The organism is Mycobacterium ostraviense (assembly GCF_002705925.1).
In the GTDB taxonomy this organism is placed as follows: domain Bacteria; phylum Actinomycetota; class Actinomycetes; order Mycobacteriales; family Mycobacteriaceae; genus Mycobacterium; species Mycobacterium ostraviense.
Genome location: NZ_NKRE01000001.1, coordinates 4,907,709 through 4,924,139 on the forward strand (window position 1 = coordinate 4,907,709; position 16,431 = coordinate 4,924,139).

At 67.0% G+C, this 16,431-nt stretch carries 16 protein-coding genes and 1 pseudogene; 13 read left to right on the forward strand and 4 right to left on the reverse strand.

The genetic code is table 11. From position 1 onward, the window contains the following. Positions 1-2,174 (forward strand): PE family protein (locus tag CDN38_RS31970; protein WP_180276375.1); only part of this gene is annotated, 2,174 nt, incomplete at its 5' end. A gap of 305 nt (positions 2,175-2,479) precedes the next feature. Here the strand turns inward: CDN38_RS31970 and CDN38_RS33145 are convergent. Further along, positions 2,480-2,852, reverse strand: a pseudogene (locus CDN38_RS33145) (type II toxin-antitoxin system death-on-curing family toxin). Positions 2,853-2,940: 88 nt separating this feature from the next. Here CDN38_RS33145 and CDN38_RS22825 point away from each other — a divergent pair. The 8 genes from CDN38_RS22825 (at position 2,941) to era (ending at position 10,230) form a co-directional block, all read left to right on the forward strand. Beyond that, positions 2,941-3,486, forward strand: a complete 546-nt coding sequence (locus tag CDN38_RS22825; protein WP_075513479.1) for a nuclear transport factor 2 family protein — start codon at positions 2,941-2,943, stop codon at positions 3,484-3,486. A 30-nt stretch (positions 3,487-3,516) separates the two neighbouring features. Continuing rightward, a complete protein-coding gene (locus CDN38_RS22830; protein ID WP_099319199.1) occupies positions 3,517-4,371 on the forward strand; it encodes a phthiotriol/phenolphthiotriol dimycocerosates methyltransferase in 855 nt (284 codons plus the stop codon). Positions 4,372-4,431: 60 nt separating this feature from the next. Then, entirely contained in the window at positions 4,432-5,910 is a 1,479-nt protein-coding gene (locus CDN38_RS22835; protein WP_082277424.1) for a cytochrome P450, read from the forward strand. A 143-nt stretch (positions 5,911-6,053) separates the two neighbouring features. Beyond that, positions 6,054-7,103, forward strand: coding sequence for a PhoH family protein (locus CDN38_RS22840; protein WP_036417310.1), 1,050 nt, complete (start codon positions 6,054-6,056; stop codon positions 7,101-7,103). A gap of 41 nt (positions 7,104-7,144) precedes the next feature. Continuing rightward, a complete protein-coding gene (gene ybeY, locus CDN38_RS22845; protein WP_075513477.1) occupies positions 7,145-7,681 on the forward strand; it encodes an rRNA maturation RNase YbeY in 537 nt (178 codons plus the stop codon). Next, positions 7,678-9,009 (forward strand): hemolysin family protein, encoded by a 1,332-nt coding sequence (locus tag CDN38_RS22850; protein ID WP_075513476.1) that lies wholly within the window; start codon positions 7,678-7,680, stop codon positions 9,007-9,009. Before ybeY ends, CDN38_RS22850 begins: the two co-directional genes overlap by 4 nt. After that, on the forward strand, positions 9,002-9,322 hold the full coding sequence (locus tag CDN38_RS22855; RefSeq protein WP_075513475.1) for a cytidine deaminase-like protein: 321 nt from the start codon (positions 9,002-9,004) through the stop codon (positions 9,320-9,322). The genes CDN38_RS22850 and CDN38_RS22855 overlap by 8 nt, the downstream gene beginning before the upstream one ends. Next, the gene (era, locus tag CDN38_RS22860; protein ID WP_075513474.1) at positions 9,319-10,230 is read left to right on the forward strand and encodes a GTPase Era; all 912 of its coding nucleotides are present in this window, start codon (positions 9,319-9,321) and stop codon (positions 10,228-10,230) included. Before CDN38_RS22855 ends, era begins: the two co-directional genes overlap by 4 nt. A 21-nt stretch (positions 10,231-10,251) precedes the next feature. On the opposite strand, the gene CDN38_RS22865 is transcribed toward era, so the two are convergent. Continuing rightward, complete coding sequence (locus CDN38_RS22865) at positions 10,252-11,751, reverse strand: amidase (protein ID WP_075513473.1); 1,500 nt, start codon at positions 11,749-11,751, stop codon at positions 10,252-10,254. Positions 11,752-11,812: 61 nt separating this feature from the next. On the opposite strand from CDN38_RS22865, the gene recO reads away from it, so the two are divergent. From recO to CDN38_RS22880, 3 genes are read left to right on the forward strand one after another with little or no spacing between them, the layout of a single operon-like run. After that, a complete protein-coding gene (gene recO, locus CDN38_RS22870; protein WP_075513482.1) occupies positions 11,813-12,574 on the forward strand; it encodes a DNA repair protein RecO in 762 nt (253 codons plus the stop codon). A gap of 23 nt (positions 12,575-12,597) precedes the next feature. After that, positions 12,598-13,470, forward strand: a complete 873-nt coding sequence (locus tag CDN38_RS22875; RefSeq protein ID WP_075513481.1) for a decaprenyl diphosphate synthase — start codon at positions 12,598-12,600, stop codon at positions 13,468-13,470. Beyond that, a complete protein-coding gene (locus tag CDN38_RS22880; protein ID WP_075513472.1) occupies positions 13,470-13,895 on the forward strand; it encodes a hypothetical protein in 426 nt (141 codons plus the stop codon). The genes CDN38_RS22875 and CDN38_RS22880 overlap by 1 nt, the downstream gene beginning before the upstream one ends. Before the next feature lie 68 nt (positions 13,896-13,963). Here the strand turns inward: CDN38_RS22880 and CDN38_RS22885 are convergent, their stop codons facing one another. Both CDN38_RS22885 and CDN38_RS22890 read right to left on the reverse strand, forming a co-directional pair. Beyond that, positions 13,964-14,356 (reverse strand): Fur family transcriptional regulator, encoded by a 393-nt coding sequence (locus CDN38_RS22885; RefSeq protein ID WP_075513471.1) that lies wholly within the window; start codon positions 14,354-14,356, stop codon positions 13,964-13,966. Beyond that, a complete protein-coding gene (locus tag CDN38_RS22890) occupies positions 14,353-14,745 on the reverse strand; it encodes an ArsR/SmtB family transcription factor (RefSeq protein ID WP_075513470.1) in 393 nt (130 codons plus the stop codon). Before CDN38_RS22890 ends, CDN38_RS22885 begins: the two co-directional genes overlap by 4 nt. A gap of 190 nt (positions 14,746-14,935) precedes the next feature. Between CDN38_RS22890 and CDN38_RS22895 the strand changes: the two genes are divergently transcribed. Continuing rightward, entirely contained in the window at positions 14,936-16,330 is a 1,395-nt protein-coding gene (locus CDN38_RS22895) for a glycine--tRNA ligase (protein WP_099319201.1), read from the forward strand. The last annotated feature ends 101 nt before the right edge of the window (positions 16,331-16,431 follow it).

Here is a 16,431-nt window from a genome sequence, read left to right on the forward strand (position 1 = left end):
GCGCGGGCGGGGCCGGTGGGCGCGGTTCGGCCTTGTTCGGCGGTACGGGTGCGACCGGCAACGGCGGGGCCGGGGGAGCCGGCGGCAATCCCGGTGCACCCGGCGACGGCGGTATGGGTGGGGCCGGCGACGCCGGCACTCCCAACGGTGGCACGGGCGGTAACGGGGGCGACCCGGGCCTTGTGGGCATTGGTGGTATCGGTGGCGCTGGCGCCGTTCCCGGCGCAACCGGCGCCGCAGGCACCATCACGCCAGGCAACGGCGGCAACGGCGGCCTCGGCGGGGCCGGCTACACCCAAACCGTCAGCGGCAACGGCGGTACCGGCGGGAATGGTGGAATTGGTGGCCTGTACGGCAACGGCGGCGGCGGCGGACACGGCGGTGATGGCGCCGGCAATGGCAACGGCGGCGGCGGCGGGGTCGGCGGCAACTCCGGTGCTATGGCCGGGGCCGGCGGTGACGGCGGCGACGGAGGCAATGGCGCCGGCACCGGCAACGGCGGCAACGGCGGCAGCGGCGGCATCTCCGACCACAACCCCATCTCTACCGCAAACGCTACCGGCGGTGTCGGCGGCCAGGGCGGCACCGGTGTTACCGGCGGGGACGGCGGCACCGGTGGCGGCGCGCTTATCCGCAACCCTGCCGCTACGGCTACGGCCACCGGAGGCCAAGGCGGGGCCGGCGGAAGCGGCAGCACCCAAAGCGGGAACGGCGGGAATGGCGGTTTTGCTTACACCAAGGGAACGGGCCCCATCACCGCCGGCACCGGCGGCGATGGCGGCAACGGTGGCAGTTTCCGCGGCGGGAACGGCGGCAACGGCGGCAGCCTGGAAATAGACACCAGCGCCTCTACCTTCGTCCCCGTCGGCGCTTCCGGCGGCAACGGCGGCAGCGGCTTCAACGGCGGGTCCGGCGGGGTCGGCGGCACGGTGCAGATCGACGGCACTACCTCTGCGCAAAACGCTACCGGCGGCCAAGGCGGGATGGGTGGCGTCGGCACCGGCATCACTGGAACCGGCGGGAACGGCGGGCAAGGCGGTTTGGGGATCACCTACGGACAGGGAAACGCCTTTGGCGGCGCCCCCGGAGCCGGCAATACCGGCGGCCTCGGGGGCGGCGGAAACGGCGGCAGCGGCGGCAATGCGGAGAACTGGGGAACCGGGAACGCCACCGGTAGCGCCGGTGCGAACGGCGTCGACGGCGGCAACAACGGCGGGGATGGCGGCGTCGGCGGCGCCGCGGCCATCCACAACACGGCCTCTTCGGGCACCGTCACCGCCGGTATGGGCGGGAACGGCGGGAACGGCTCCATCCAAGGTGGGAACGGCGGCACCGGCGGTTCCGCATTCACCGTCGGAAAGGGCCCGATCACGGCCGGCACCGGCGGCAATGGCGGCACCGGTGACATCTTCCGCGGCGGGAACGGCGGCAACGGGGGCAGCCTGGTCATCGGCAGCGCCAGCACCTCTACCTTTGCCCCTGTCGGCGCCGCTGGTGGCAACGGCGGTAACGGCTTCAACGGCGGGAACGCCGGGGGCGGCGGCAGCGTGGAAATCGGCATTGCCAGCTCTACGCTCAACGTTGTCGGCGGCACCGGCGGTGTGGCCGGCAACGCTACCGACGTCAATGGCAACGGCGGGGGCGGCGGGGCCGGCGGCACCGCGATCACCTACGGAAGCGGGAGCGCCACCGGCGGCGTGGCCACGGCCGGCGGCATCGGGGGCGCTAACGGGAGCGGCGGCAACGGCGGCAACGGCGGCGTCGCGGAGAACCGCGGAACCGGAGACGCCTTCGGGTCCGCCGGCGTCGACGGCACCGCCGGTGGTGCCAGCGGCGGCGCTGGCGGCAACGGCGGCTCCGCGTACGTCACGAATCCCACTTCTCCTGGTAACGCCACCGCCGGTGACGCCGGCAACGGCGGTGACGGCGGTGCGGGTGGCGCCGGCGGTTTGGGCGGTTTCGCATCCAACACCGGGACCGGATTTGCTAAAGCCGGCAACGGCGGCAATGGCGGCGACAGCTCCGCAGCGTTCACCGATGGTGGGGACGGCGGCAACGGCGGTGACGCACATGCAGTTTCCGGCATTCCCACTCCCGGTACCGGAGGTTTGGGCGGGGCCCCCGGATCCGGCGGCAACCCGGGCTCACCCGGCTCCAACGGCAACGTTGTTTAACGTGACCGTGGGGACGGGCGGTCGCTGACGAAGATTCCGGCCCCAGGTCGGCGATTCGGGCCGGAAGCGGGATGCCGGCGTAGCACCGGCATGGGCGATCGCCGCGCTCGCTGGACTCGGACTGCGCGCAGCCAGCGGCCCAGGCTGGCGGCTTTCAGCCGCATGACCGCCGAAACCTAGTCCGCACAACCACTTACGTGGCAGTCCCGACAATCTGCTCAACGAGCAAACGCATCAACCCATTGAACTGGCATGCCGACCCAGCGGAAACAGCAACCCACAAAGCCCGTTACACACCAGCGCCCTCAGCAGACGGCGAAAAGGCGAAGCTTTAGGGCGATTTCGTCGACGGTCAGCTCACTGCGCTCCGCTACCTCGTATATCAGCTTCTCGGCGGTGTCTACATCGAACCTGGGCTCAAGTTCAATGCTGTGGTAACCCAATAATATTCACGCCGTCGGCTATTGCCGTGCACCAGAGCATGATTACGGGCCAGCCAACTGCATTAATTTAGTACCGCCGCCTTGGTAGAGAGACCGGGATAGGTGTCTATTCCGTACACGGTGGCCTGCGGCCGCGCAACCGCGGCGTCGAGCAACCCGAAGTCGACGACTTCGAGCACCCGCCACGGCGATTGCGCGCGGTGAGGACGTCGGCGTGATCGGGGAACTCCACCAGATTCAGAGCTGACAGGGCGTCGAGCCGGCGATTTTCCCGCACCACCGTTGCTTGCGTGGGACTCTCGGGTGCGAAAGGAGCGTGCCCCATGACCGATACCACCCGCGAGCTGGGGGCGATCTTCGACGAACACGTCGCGCACGAGTTCGTCGCCAAGGATCTCGCCGCGACCATGGCGACGATGACCGCCGATCCCTACGTCAACCATGTGCCCACCATGATGGGCGGCGTCGGCGCTGCCGGGGTAGCCCAGTTTTACGGCCGGTACTTCATCGGGCACTGGCCCGACGACACCAGGATCATCCCGGTCTGTCGTACCGTCGGCGCCGATCGCGTCGTCGACGAAATGGTCATGTCGTTCACCCACGACATTGCGATGCCGACCTTCCTGCCCAACGTGGCGCCCACCGGCCGCGCGGTGCTGCTGCCCGTCGTCGTCGTGATGGGATTCGAGGCAGACCCGGACTCCGGGGAACCAAAAGTCGCCTACGAACGGATCTACTGGGATCAGGCCTCGCTGCTGGTGCAGGTCGGACTGCTGCACGAGGACCTGCTGCCGGTCACCGGCGTGGCCCAAGCGCACAAGGTCCTGGACAAAGACCTGCCGGCCAACACGCTGCTACGCCCCGCTTGAACCGGCGGCGCGCCAGGAATTGACCCGCCGATGAGGCGCCCCACTGGGCACCAGCGGGTGTGTATTCCCCCGGCTAGTGGGCATACCAGAACCATGGGCCTTGCAACCAGACTGGTGTCGACCCCCGCCTGGAGAGTCTTCGCCAAGTACTACTACCCCTTCATCACCCGCCACGGCGCCGACGACGTGGCGTTGCTGAATCTTGGCTACGAGGAAGACCCGCCGATGGCCATCCCGCTGTCGGAGTCGGACGAGCCGGACCGGTATTGCATTCAGCTCTACCACCGCACGGCAACCCAGGCCGATATCGCCGGAAAGCGGGTGCTGGAGGTGAGCTGCGGCCACGGCGGCGGAGCCTCCTACCTGATGCGCACCCTGCACCCGGCCTCCTACACCGGCCTGGACCTCAACCCGGCCGGCATCGAGGTCTGCCGCAGCACCCATCGGCTGCCAGGGCTGGACTTCGTCCAGGGGGACGCCCAGAACCTGCCGTTCCCCGACAATTCCTTCGATGTCGTCGTCAATATCGAAGCCTCGCACTGTTATCCGTCGGTGCCCCAATTTCTCGCCGAAGTCGCGCGGGTGTTGCGCCCGGGCGGGCAGCTGCTTTACGCCGACGTCCGGCACAGCGACCACGTCGCCGAATGGGAGGCCGAGCTGGCCGACGCGCCGCTGCGGATGCGTTCCAAAGAGATCATCAGCGAGCAGGTGGTGCGCGGGCTGGAAAAGAGCCTGCCGCGCTCGCAGAACATGTTCACTCGGCGTACCCCGGCTCTGTTCCGCGGCCTGGTCCGCGACGCCGTAGCCGCGTCGAACTCCAAGATCTGCCGCGGGCTGCAGAACGGCGAGAGCTCGTATCGGATGTATTGCTTCGAAAACGAGTGAGTCGTCCCATCTTTCGATATCCGTGCCGGCGACACCCGCCGGCGACTCAACACTGTGGAGATGTATCCCATGACAGCGGCGGCGCAACGAGACGTCTATTGGCTGACCCGTAACCCGCTCGGGTGTGCGCGGCAGGCGCTGCGATCGCGGCGAGGCTCTCAAGGATCTCGGGGCCCTCGGGCCGCACCGCACCCGCCCGGCCCGCGCGGGCGCCCCTTCGTCGGCGTGCTTCCCGAACTGAAGTCCGACCCGTTCGGATACCTACAACAGCTGGGAAAGACTTACGGCGACGTCTACCGACTGCCATTGCCGCTGTACGACGTGGTGGTGCTGAACCATCCCGACCACGTGCGCCACGTCATGAGCCACCGCGACGGCGAGTACAGCCTGATCGGCCCCGCCGCGGGTGCGGCGAGGAAGGCGCTGGGCGCGTCCATGCAGATGATGGAGGGCGGCGAGTTCCGTCGTCGGCGCAAGCCGCTGACACCGATGATGGGCCGCCAACAGCTGAGCCGGGTCGCCGCCACCGTCGCCGACGAATTCGCCAACCGGCTGACCAGATGGGAGCGGTTCGCGCAGACCGGCGAACCGATCGATCTGCAGCACGAGATCAACGGCGTGGTGATTCCGGCGTTCATGCGCGCGATGTTCACGATGGGGCTCTCCGATGCCGAGTTGCATCGGCTCGACGTCGACGTCCGCACGCTGATGCAGAGCGCGTCGTCGCCGCTGCTGCTCGGCGCCCCGCCGCGAGTGCTGCCGGGAGACGGTAACCCCGTGCAGGCGTGGTTGCGGATGCGGCGCTGGGTGAAGCGGCGGGTCGAGGAACGGCTGGCCGACTCGCGCTCCTACGACGACCTGCTGCAGATACTTCTGGACGCGCGCTACGAGGACGGCACGCCCATCAGCCGGCGCGACGTGATCACCGAAGCGATCATGTTGATCGGCGGCGGCTATGAAACCGTGGTCGCCGCATTGGCCTGGACGCTGGCGCTGCTTCCGCAGAATCCGCAGGCGCAGCAGCGACTGTACGACGAGGTCGACCAACTCGGCGGAGCTTTGCCCAGCTATGCCGACCTGGACCGGCTCGAGTGGGCCAAGGCGTGTTTCGACGAGGGACAGCGCCTGCAGGGCCTGCTGTTGCAGCCGCGGTTCGCCATGATCGACGACGTCATCGGTGGCTACCGGATCCGCCGCGGCACCCTGGTCGGCTTGCCGATCTACGCGCTGCAGCGCGATCCACGCTGGTGGGGCCCCGACGCCGAAACTTATGAGCCGATCCGGTTCTACGACAAGGACATCGTCGCTGCCCGGCCCAACCTGGCTTTCCTGCCCTTCGGCGCCGGGCCGCACCGCTGCTTCGGTGCGGCCATGGGTTACCTGGAGGCCCAATTGTTCCTCGCCCAGCTTCATCAGCTGTTCCGGATACAGATCCCCGTCGGCTGGGCTCCCGAACACGACCCTGCGCTACCGTGGCCGGTCAAAGGTGGCGTGCCGGCGGTTGTCACCAAGGTGCCCGTCGCCGCGCAACGGATCTAGCGCCCGGGCGCCCCCTGCGGTTCGCGGGCGTCGGTTCCCGGGCGGCATTTCCCGCGGAGCAGGCCTGCGGAGCGCATGCGGCGCTAGACTTGACTACCGGTTGTCGTCGCCCGAGAACACAGAAAGTAGGCATCAGAAACCACGTGACGCCCCGCGAAACCAAGGCTGCTGACGCATTATCGGCCTCATCTCAGGTTCGCAGCAGCATCGATGTTCCGCCTGATTTGGTCGTGGGCTTACTCGGATCGGCAGACGAGAACCTGCGCGCGCTGGAACGCATCCTGGCCGCCGGCCTGCATGTGCGTGGCAACTCGGTGACTCTGTCCGGCGAACCGGCCGATGTCGCGCTGGCCGAACGGGCGATTTCCGAGTTGGTCGCGATTGTTGCCGGGGGGCAGTCGTTGACGCCGGAGGTGGTGCGCCACAGCGTTGCCATGTTGCTCGGCGCGGGCAACGAGTCGCCGGCAGAGGTGCTCACCCTTGACATCTTGTCGCGACGCGGCAAGACGATCCGGCCCAAGACGCTGAACCAGAAACGTTATGTCGACGCGATCGATGCCAACACCATCGTGTTCGGGATCGGCCCGGCCGGCACCGGGAAGACCTATCTGGCGATGGCCAAGGCGGTGCATGCATTGCAGACCAAGCAGGTCACCCGCATCATCTTGACCCGTCCGGCGGTGGAAGCCGGTGAGCGCCTTGGCTTTCTGCCCGGCACACTGAGCGAGAAGATCGACCCGTACCTGCGGCCGCTGTACGACGCGCTGTACGACATGATGGATCCCGAGCTGATTCCGAAGCTGATGACCGCCGGGGTCATCGAGGTGGCGCCGCTGGCGTACATGCGCGGCCGCACCTTGAATGACGCCTTCATCGTCCTCGACGAGGCGCAGAACACCACCGCCGAGCAGATGAAAATGTTCCTCACCCGATTGGGGTTCGGGTCGAAAGTCGTCGTCACCGGGGATGTCACCCAGATTGACCTGCCGGGCGGCGCCAAGTCCGGCCTGCGGGCGGCGGTCGACATCCTCGAGGACATCGACGACATTCACATCGCGGAGCTGACCAGTGTGGACGTGGTGCGCCACCGCCTGGTCTCGGAGATCGTCGAAGCCTACGCCCGGTCCGAGGAGCCCGGCTCCGGGATGAACCGGGCGGCTCGGCGCGCCTCCGGCGCGCGTGGTCGTCGATGATGAGTGCGTGAGAACTCTCGTGAGCATCTTATGAGCATCTTATGAGCATTGAAGTATCCAACGAGTCGGGCATCGACGTCTCCGAAGCCGAGCTGGTCAGCGTCGCGCGATTTGTCATCGACAAGATGGACGTCAACCCGGGCGCGGAGTTGTCGATGGTACTGCTGGACACCGCCGCGATGGCCGACCTACACATGCGCTGGATGGATCTGCCCGGGCCGACGGACGTGATGAGCTTTCCGATGGACGAGCTGGAGCCCGGGGGGCGCCCCGACGCGCCCGAGCCCGGCCCGGCGATGCTCGGCGACATCGTGCTGTGCCCGGAATTCGCGGCGGAGCAGGCGGCCGCGGCGGGCCACAGCCTCGGACATGAGCTGGCGCTGTTGACCATCCACGGCGTGCTGCATCTGCTCGGCTACGACCACGGCGAGCCGGACGAGGAGCGGGAGATGTTCGCCCTGCAGGAGCGGTTGCTGGAAGAGTGGGTGGACGCCCAGGTCGAGGCTTACCAGCACGACCGCCAGCACGAACGAGACCGCCGGCTGTTGGATAAGTCCAGGTACTTCGACGAGTCGTGACCGGTCTTGCTCAGCTGCTCGGTGCGATCGTGTTGATCGGACTGGGCGGAATATTCGCGGCGCTGGATGCCGCCTTCAGCACCGTGTCGCTGGCCCGCGTACAGGAGCTGGTGCGTGAGGCCCGGCCGGGAGCGGTGGCACTGCTCAAGGTGATGGTCGAACGGCCGCGCTACATCAATTTGGTGGTGCTGCTGCGGATTGTGTGTGAGATCACCGCCACCGCGTTGCTGGTGGTGTTTTTCCGGCACAATCTGAACCTCAACGGCGGGTTGTTCGTGGCCGCGGCAATCATGGTGGTGACCAGCTTCGTCGTTATCGGTGTGGGTCCGCGCACGCTCGGCCGCCAGCACGCCTATTCGATCGCGCTGGCCACCGCCGTTCCGTTGCAGGTGATTTCATGGCTGTTGATGCCGATCAGCCGGTTGCTGGTGCTGCTGGGCAACGCGCTCACCCCGGGCCGTGGCTTTCGCAACGGGCCGTTCGCGTCCGAGGTCGAACTGCGCGAAGTCGTCGACCTGGCTCAGCAGCGCGGCGTGGTTGCCGCCGCCGAACGCAAGATGATCGAGTCGGTCTTCGAACTCGGCGACACGCCCGCCCGCGAGGTGATGGTGCCGCGCACCGAGATGATCTGGATCGAGGGGGACAAATCACCGGCTCAAGCGATGAACCTGGCCGTGCGCAGCGGCCATTCCCGCATTCCGGTGATCGGCGAGAACGTCGACGACATTCTCGGCGTGGTGTACCTGAAAGACCTTGTGCGCCAGACAATCTTCTCACCCGACGGCGGTCGGGGAAGTACCGTGTCGGATGTCATGCGCCCGGCGGTGTTCGTGCCGGACTCCAAGCCGCTGGACGCGTTGCTGCGGGAGATGCAGCGCGACCGCAACCACATGGCGCTGCTGGTCGACGAATACGGCGCCATCGCCGGCTTGGTCAGTATCGAAGACGTGCTGGAGGAAATCGTCGGCGAGATCGCCGACGAGTACGACGAGGCCGAGACGGCTCCGGTAGAAGATTTGGGCGACAAACGATTTCGTGTGTCGGCGCGGCTGCCCATCGAGGATGTGGGCGAGTTGTACGGCATGGAATTCGACGGCGGTCTCGACGTCGACACCGTCGGCGGTTTACTGGCATTGGAATTGGGCCGCGTTCCACTGCCCGGTGCCGAGGTCGTATCTCATGGCCTGCGCCTGCAGGCTGAGGGGGGACGCGACCACCGCGGCCGGATGCGGATCGGCACCGTTTTGGTGAGCCCGGTCGAGCTGGGCGACACCGCGGCAACCGACGGCTCCGCCGACTGCCGAGACGACGGCGATTCCGATGGCTGAGCCGCCGGACGCTGAGGACGCCAAGCTGGTGGTGCTGGCGCTGGCGGCGATGGCGCGGGCCGAGGCCGATAGCGGGGCGGCGGTGCGCGACGGCGACGGGCGCAGCTACGTGGGTGTACCGGTGAACTTGTCGGCGCTGCGGCTGACCGGATTGCAGGCGGCGGTGGCTGCTGCCGTATCCAGCGGGGCGATCGGTCTCGAAGCTGCCGCGCTGGTCGCCGGATCCGTCGACGATCCGGGCATCGCGGCCTTACGGGAGCTATCGCCGATGGCGGTAGTGATCGTCACCGACAGCACCGGAACCCCGTTATGACGGCTGAATTCCGTTCCGGCTTCGTCTGTTTGGTCGGCCGGCCGAACACCGGAAAGTCGACGCTGACCAATGCGCTGGTGGGTACCAAAGTCGCGATCACGTCGATGCGGCCGCAGACCACGCGGCACACCATCCGCGGGATCGTGCATCGAGAGAACTTCCAGATCATCCTGGTCGACACGCCGGGCCTGCACCGGCCGCGGACGCTGCTGGGCAAACGGCTCAACGACCTGGTCCGGGCCACCTACGCCGAGGTCGACGTGATCGGACTGTGTATTCCGGCTGACGAAGCGATCGGCCCGGGTGACCGATGGATCCTCGAGCAGATTCGCTCCGTGGCACCCGGCACAACACTGGTCGTCATCGTCACCAAGATCGACAAGGTGCCCAAGGAGCGGGTGGCCGCGCAGCTGGTGGCGGTCGGTGAGCTGGTGGAAAACCTGCCCGGCTCAACCGAAATCGTCCCGGTGTCGGCCGTGACCGGCGCGCAGGTCGACGTGCTGATCGACGTGCTGGCCGCGGCTTTGCCGCCCGGCCCGGCGTACTACCCCGACGGCGAGCTGACCGATGAACCCGAAGAGGTCCTGATGGCGGAGTTCATCCGCGAGGCCGCCTTGGAGGGCGTCCATGACGAACTGCCCCATTCGCTGGCCGTGGTGATCGACGACGTCAGCCCGCGCGACGGACGGGACGACCTGATCGACGTGCACGCTGTGTTGTACGTCGAGCGTGACAGCCAGAAGGGGATCGTCATCGGCAAGGGCGGCGCCCGGCTGCGACAAGTGGGCACCGCGGCCCGGGGTCAGATCGAGAAACTGCTGGGGGCCAAGGTCTATCTCGAGCTGCGCGTCAAGGTGGCAAAGAACTGGCAGCGCGACCCCAAACAGCTTGGCCGGCTGGGATTTTGAACGGCGAACGGGTCAGCGCTGCTAACGCTGTGGCGGCCGGACGCTGTGCGGGGCGGGAGGGTCGGTGCCGTCGTCCCACCAGGCCGTCGGCTGCTTGGCCGCCCAGCCGCTGACGGCTTCCAGCTCGGCGGCCAGCGAGATCAGCATGCCTTCGCTGTTGGCCGATCCCATGAGTTGAACACCGATCGGCAGGCCCTCGACGGTGAACCCCGCGGGCACGTTGATGGCCGGCCAGCCCAGCAGATTCCACGGCCAGGTGTAGGGGCACGCCGCGATGATGGCGCGGTCGGTGGCCAGCCCGCCCATCTGGTCGAACGCGTGCGCCAGCGGCGGGGGCTGTGCGGTGGTCGGTGCCAGCACCACGTCGACGATGTCGAAGATCGAGCCCACTCGCCGCTGCGCGGCGGCTTCGTGGCGGCGCGCGCTGCGCAGGATGGCCTGGGAAAGCATGTGTCCGGTGCGCAGATTGGACACCGTGCGCGGGTCCAGCGTGACGCCGTCGCCCAGCCGCTGCGCCCACTCCCACAATCCGGCGGTGGACCGGGCAAGAAAGTCCCACGACATCTGCACGCTGTAGTCGGGGTTGCCGCGCACCACGGTGTGGCCGAGCAGCTGCAACTGTTCGCTCACCTGACTCGTCGCGGCCAGGATCTCCGGATCCAACTTAGCCCGAAAACCGTTGAAAGGAGCCCGGGTTGACAGGGCGATCTTCAGCGGACCGGGGGCGATGCCGACGTAGTCGGATGCGGTCACCGGCGGCGGCCGGTGCAGATCGCCCTCGACATTGCCCGACGCCGCATCCAGCACCAGCGCCGCGTCGGCCACCGTGCGGGCCAGCACGCCGTTGACCGTGATGCCGTTGAACGCCTCCGGCAGCGGCCAAGTGGAGATGCGGCCGCGCTGTGGTTTGATGCCCACCAAGTGGGTCCACGCCGCGGGAACCCGGATGCTGCCGGCCCCGTCGGAGCCAATTGCCGCGGTGACCAGGCCCGCGGCCACGGCGGCCGCACTGCCGCCCGACGATCCCCCCGGGGTATGCCGGCGCGCCCACGGGTTGCGGGTGTGTCCGAACCCGGGCCCGCTGGTGAATGGCCACTGGCCCAGCTCACAGGTGTTGGTCTTGCCGACGATCACCGCCCCGGCCGCCTTGAGCCGCCGGACGACCTCCGAATCCGCGGTCGCGGGAGCGACATACCCCTGGGTGCCGTAGGCGGTGGGCACTCCAGCAACGTCGACGTCGTCTTTGACCGCGATCGGGATGCCCAGCAGCGGCCCGGTGTCGCCGGCCGCCCGTCGCCGGTCTGCCGCGGCCGCGTCGGCCAGCGCCGACTCGGTGAGGACCACCCGGAATGCGTTCAACGTGGACTGGCTCGCCTGGATCTTGCGCAGGGACCGGCCTACCAGCTCGACGGAGGTCACCGAGCCGTTGGCCAGCTGATAGAGAAGATCGGTCAAGGTGGGCAAGCGCTGGTTACCGGACCCGGAAACGGCCCCGGAAGCGGACCCAGAAGCGCCAACCACGGGGTACGAGACTATCGGCGCGGATACCCGCGATGTCGCGGCGGGGTGCGAAACTATGGGGATGCGGCTATATCGAGACCGGGCTGTTGTGCTGCGCCAGCACAAGCTCGGCGAAGCCGACCGGATCGTCACCCTGCTGACCCGCGACCACGGGCTGGTTCGTGCGGTGGCCAAGGGCGTTCGCCGCACGCGTAGCAAATTCGGCGCGCGACTGGAGCCGTTCGCTCATATCGACGCGCAACTGCACCCCGGCCGTAACCTCGACATCGTTACCCAAGTCGTCGCCATCGATGCCTTCGCCACCGACATCGTCAGCGACTACGGCCGGTACACCTGCGGCTGCGCGATGCTGGAAACCGCCGAACGCCTTGCCGGTGAAGAGCGGGCGCCCGCCCCGGCCCTGCACCGGCTCACGGTGGGCGCGTTGCGGGCGGTCGCGGACGCACGTCGTCCTCGTGACCTGCTGTTGGACGCCTATCTGCTCCGTGCCATGGGTATCGCCGGCTGGGCGCCGGCACTGACCGAATGCGCTCGCTGCGCCACACCCGGGCCGCATCGAGCGTTTCATATCGCCGCCGGGGGCAGCGTGTGCGCACATTGCCGCCCGGCCGGTGCGACGACACCGCCGCTGGGCGTGCTGGAGTTGATGTCCGCCCTGCACGACGGTGATTGGGAGGCCGCCGAGCAGGCGCCGCAATCGCATCGCGGCTACGTCAGCGGGTTGGTGGCCGCGCACCTGCAATGGCACCTGGAACGTCAGCTCAAGACGCTGCCGCTGGTGGAGCGGACCTATCGGGTTAATCGCGCAATCGGACAGGATTGAGTGTGGCTAAGAAGGCCGAACGAATGCTGGCATCCACCGACTTCCCGCAGCTGCCCCCCGCACCGGACGACTATCCGAGCTTTCCCGACACCTCGACGTGGCCGGTTGTCTTCCCGGCATTGCCGCCGTCGCCCGACGGTGGCCCGCGCCGGCCGCCGCAGCACATCTCGAAGGCGGCCGCACCCCGAATTCCGGCCGACCGGTTGCCCAATCATGTCGCCATCGTGATGGACGGCAACGGCCGGTGGGCCACCCAGCGTGGCCTGCGTCGCACCGAGGGCCACAAGATGGGCGAGGCGGTGGTGATCGACATCGCTTGCGGCGCCGTGGAGCTGGGAATCAAGTGGCTCAGTCTTTACGCCTTCTCCACCGAGAACTGGAAGCGTTCGGCCGAGGAGGTTCGCTTCCTGATGGGATTCAACCGTGACGTGGTGCGACGACGACGGGAGAACCTCAACGAGATGGGTGTCCGGATCCGCTGGGTGGGTTCCCGGACCCGGCTGTGGCGCAGCGTCATCAACGAACTGGCCATAGCCGAGCAGCTGACGAAGTACAACGACGTCATCACCATCAACTACTGTGTCAACTACGGTGGCCGCACCGAAATCGCCGAAGCCACAAGGGAAATCGCTCGCGAGGTGGCTGCCGGCCGGCTCAGTCCGGACCGGATCAGCGAGTCCACGATCTCCCGTCATATGCAGCGCCCCGACATCCCCGACGTCGACCTGTTTCTGCGGACCTCGGGGGAGCAGCGGTCCAGCAATTTCATGTTGTGGCAGGCCGCTTACGCCGAGTACATATTCCAGGACAAGTTGTGGCCCGACTATGACCGCCGCGATTTGTGGGCGGCCTGCGAGGAGTACGCTTCCCGCAATCGACGATTCGGGAGCGCTTAGTGCCCTCACTGCAGCAGCGGCTGGCATCGATTCTGCCCGACGTCCTTTCCGTCGACCAGGAACCTGACGGCGCGTTGACGGTTCGCCATAACGGCACGTTCGCTTCGTTGCGGGTGGTGTGCATCACCGAGGGCCTGGAGTTGGTGTCGCTCACCCAGATATTGGCCTGGGACCTGCCGCTGACCAGGAAGATTCGCGATCGGGCGGCCAAGCAGGCGCGCGACGTCAACTTCGGCGCGGTCACCGTGCTGGAGAAGACCGCCGCCCGGGGTGCCGCCAAGACAGCGTCCAAAACCGGGGACGTGATGCTGCGGTACAACTTTCCCGGCGCCGGACTGAGCGACGACGCGCTGCGTACCTTGATCCTGCTGGTGCTCGACGCCGGCGTCCAGGTACGCGACGCGTTGCTTGCCGGGGCTCCCTGACGCCGAGATCGACGTCAGGACGCCAAAGTTCGAGGAGGACGTCGCGGTGTGGCAGCGCGCGCCGAATTTCAGGACCGGCAGTCTGCGCAGCTGCCGAAGATCTCGATGGTGTGGCTGACGTCGGAAAACCCATGCCGGGCAGCCACTTCCGCGGCCCAGGCCTCCACTTCGTGGTCGGCCACCTCGATGGTGGAGCCACAGCTGCGGCACACCAGATGATGGTGGTGATGTTCCGAGCACCGGCGGTAGACCGACTCACCGGTGTCGGTGCGCAGCGTGTCGACCACGCCCGCGGCTGCCATCGACTGCAGGGTGCGATAGACGGTGGTCAGACCGATGTTTTCGCCCCGGCGGCGCAGTTCGTCGTGCAATTCCTGTGCCGAGCGGAAATCGTCGACCGTCTCCAGCAGCGTCGAGATCGCCGCCCGCTGGCGCGTGGACCGGACACTGGGTCCGGTCACGGCGACTCCTCACCGGCGTGGGCGACCGCGTCGACGACGATATGCGCAAGGTGATGGTCGGCAAGCCGGTACAGCACTTCACGGCCCGACCGCTCTCCGGCGACGACGCCCGCTGCCTTGAGGATCTTCAAATGCTGACTGACCAGCGGTTGCGGTACACCCAGCGCATCGACCAGTTCATGCACACAACGTTGCGATTCGCGCAATTGCAACACGATGGCGATGCGGACCGGTGCGGCCAGCGCGCGCAGCAACTCGCCGGCGGCGTCGAGAATTTCCCGTGGCGGGGATGCGGGGAAGGCAGGATGTCCCGACGAGCTGCCGGCGCCGTGCTCATGATGACCGGCCAGGTCGTCGACGGCGACAGGCGTAGCGGGGGGCGTCGCCATATCTGAACCACCTCGAGACGTACCGGCATCGGGACCGCTCGTCGCGAACAGCTCGCGAACCCCTGCGGCTGTCCTCCACTGTCACATGCGTGATGGTGCATGTCAAAGAACCGCCGGTAGATCGTTACCATGACTGAGGTTCGTGCGCAGTGATTGCCCACTGCATGCAGTTGCCCAATTCGGGAAGGGAGTGCGGTACCGCGTGGCGCCTGTCATCGACACTGTGGTGAACCTGGCCAAACGGCGCGGCTTCGTCTATCCGTCCGGTGAAATCTACGGCGGTACAAAGTCGGCGTGGGACTATGGTCCGCTGGGGGTGGAACTCAAAGAGAACATCAAACGGCAATGGTGGCGGTCGGTGGTCACCGGCCGCGACGACGTGGTGGGTATCGATTCGTCGATCATCTTGCCGCGCGAGGTATGGGTTGCCTCGGGCCATGTGGATGTCTTCCACGACCCGCTGGTCGAGTCGCTCATCACCCACAAGCGCTACCGGGCCGACCACCTCATCGAAGCCTACGAAGCAAAACACGGGCAACCGCCGCCCAACGGGCTGGCCGATATTCGCGACCCGGACACCGGCGAGCCCGGCCAGTGGACCGAGCCGCGCGAATTCAACATGATGCTCAAGACCTACCTCGGACCTATCGAGACCGAGGAGGGGTTGCACTACCTGCGACCGGAAACCGCACAGGGCATCTTCATCAACTTTGCCAACGTCATGACGACGTCCCGCCGAAAGCCGCCGTTCGGCATCGGCCAGATCGGCAAGAGCTTCCGCAACGAGATCACCCCCGGCAATTTCATCTTCCGCACCCGCGAGTTCGAGCAGATGGAGATGGAGTTCTTCGTCGAGCCGTCGACAGCCAAGGAATGGCACCAGTATTGGATCGACACCCGGCTGCAGTGGTACGTCGACCTGGGCATCGATCCGCAGAACCTGCGCCTGTGGGAGCACCCCAAGGACAAGCTGTCGCACTACTCCGACCGCACCGTCGACATCGAGTACAAATTCGGCTTCCTCGGCAACCCATGGGGTGAGCTGGAAGGTGTCGCCAACCGCACCGACTTCGACTTGTCGACGCATTCAAAGCATTCCGGTACCGACCTGAACTTCTATGACCAGGTCAACGACACTCGGTATACGCCGTATGTCATCGAACCGGCAGCGGGCCTGACCCGGTCGTTCATGGCCTTCTTGATCGACGCGTACAGCGAGGACGAGGCCCCGAATGCCAAGGGCGCGATGGAGAAGCGGACGGTACTGCGACTGGATCCGCGGCTGGCCCCGGTCAAGGCCGCGGTGCTACCGCTGTCCCGACATGCGGATTTGAGCCCCAAGGCCCGCGACCTCGCCGCCGAATTGCGCACCTGCTGGAACATCGACTTCGACGATGCGGGCGCCATCGGGCGTCGCTACCGGCGCCAGGACGAGATCGGGACTCCATTCTGTGTAACGGTCGACTTCGAGTCGCTCGAGGACAACGCCGTCACGGTGCGCGAGCGCGATGCCATGACCCAAGAACGGATCGCGATCGACAAGGTCGCCGATTATCTGGGGGTCCGGCTCAAGGGCTGCTGCTAACGGCATCCGGATTTCACCGCGCCGACTGTTTGCTGCGGGGCAGCGGCAGCCGCGGCTGCCGCTGCCCCGCAGCAAACAGTCGGCGCGGTGAAATCCGGATG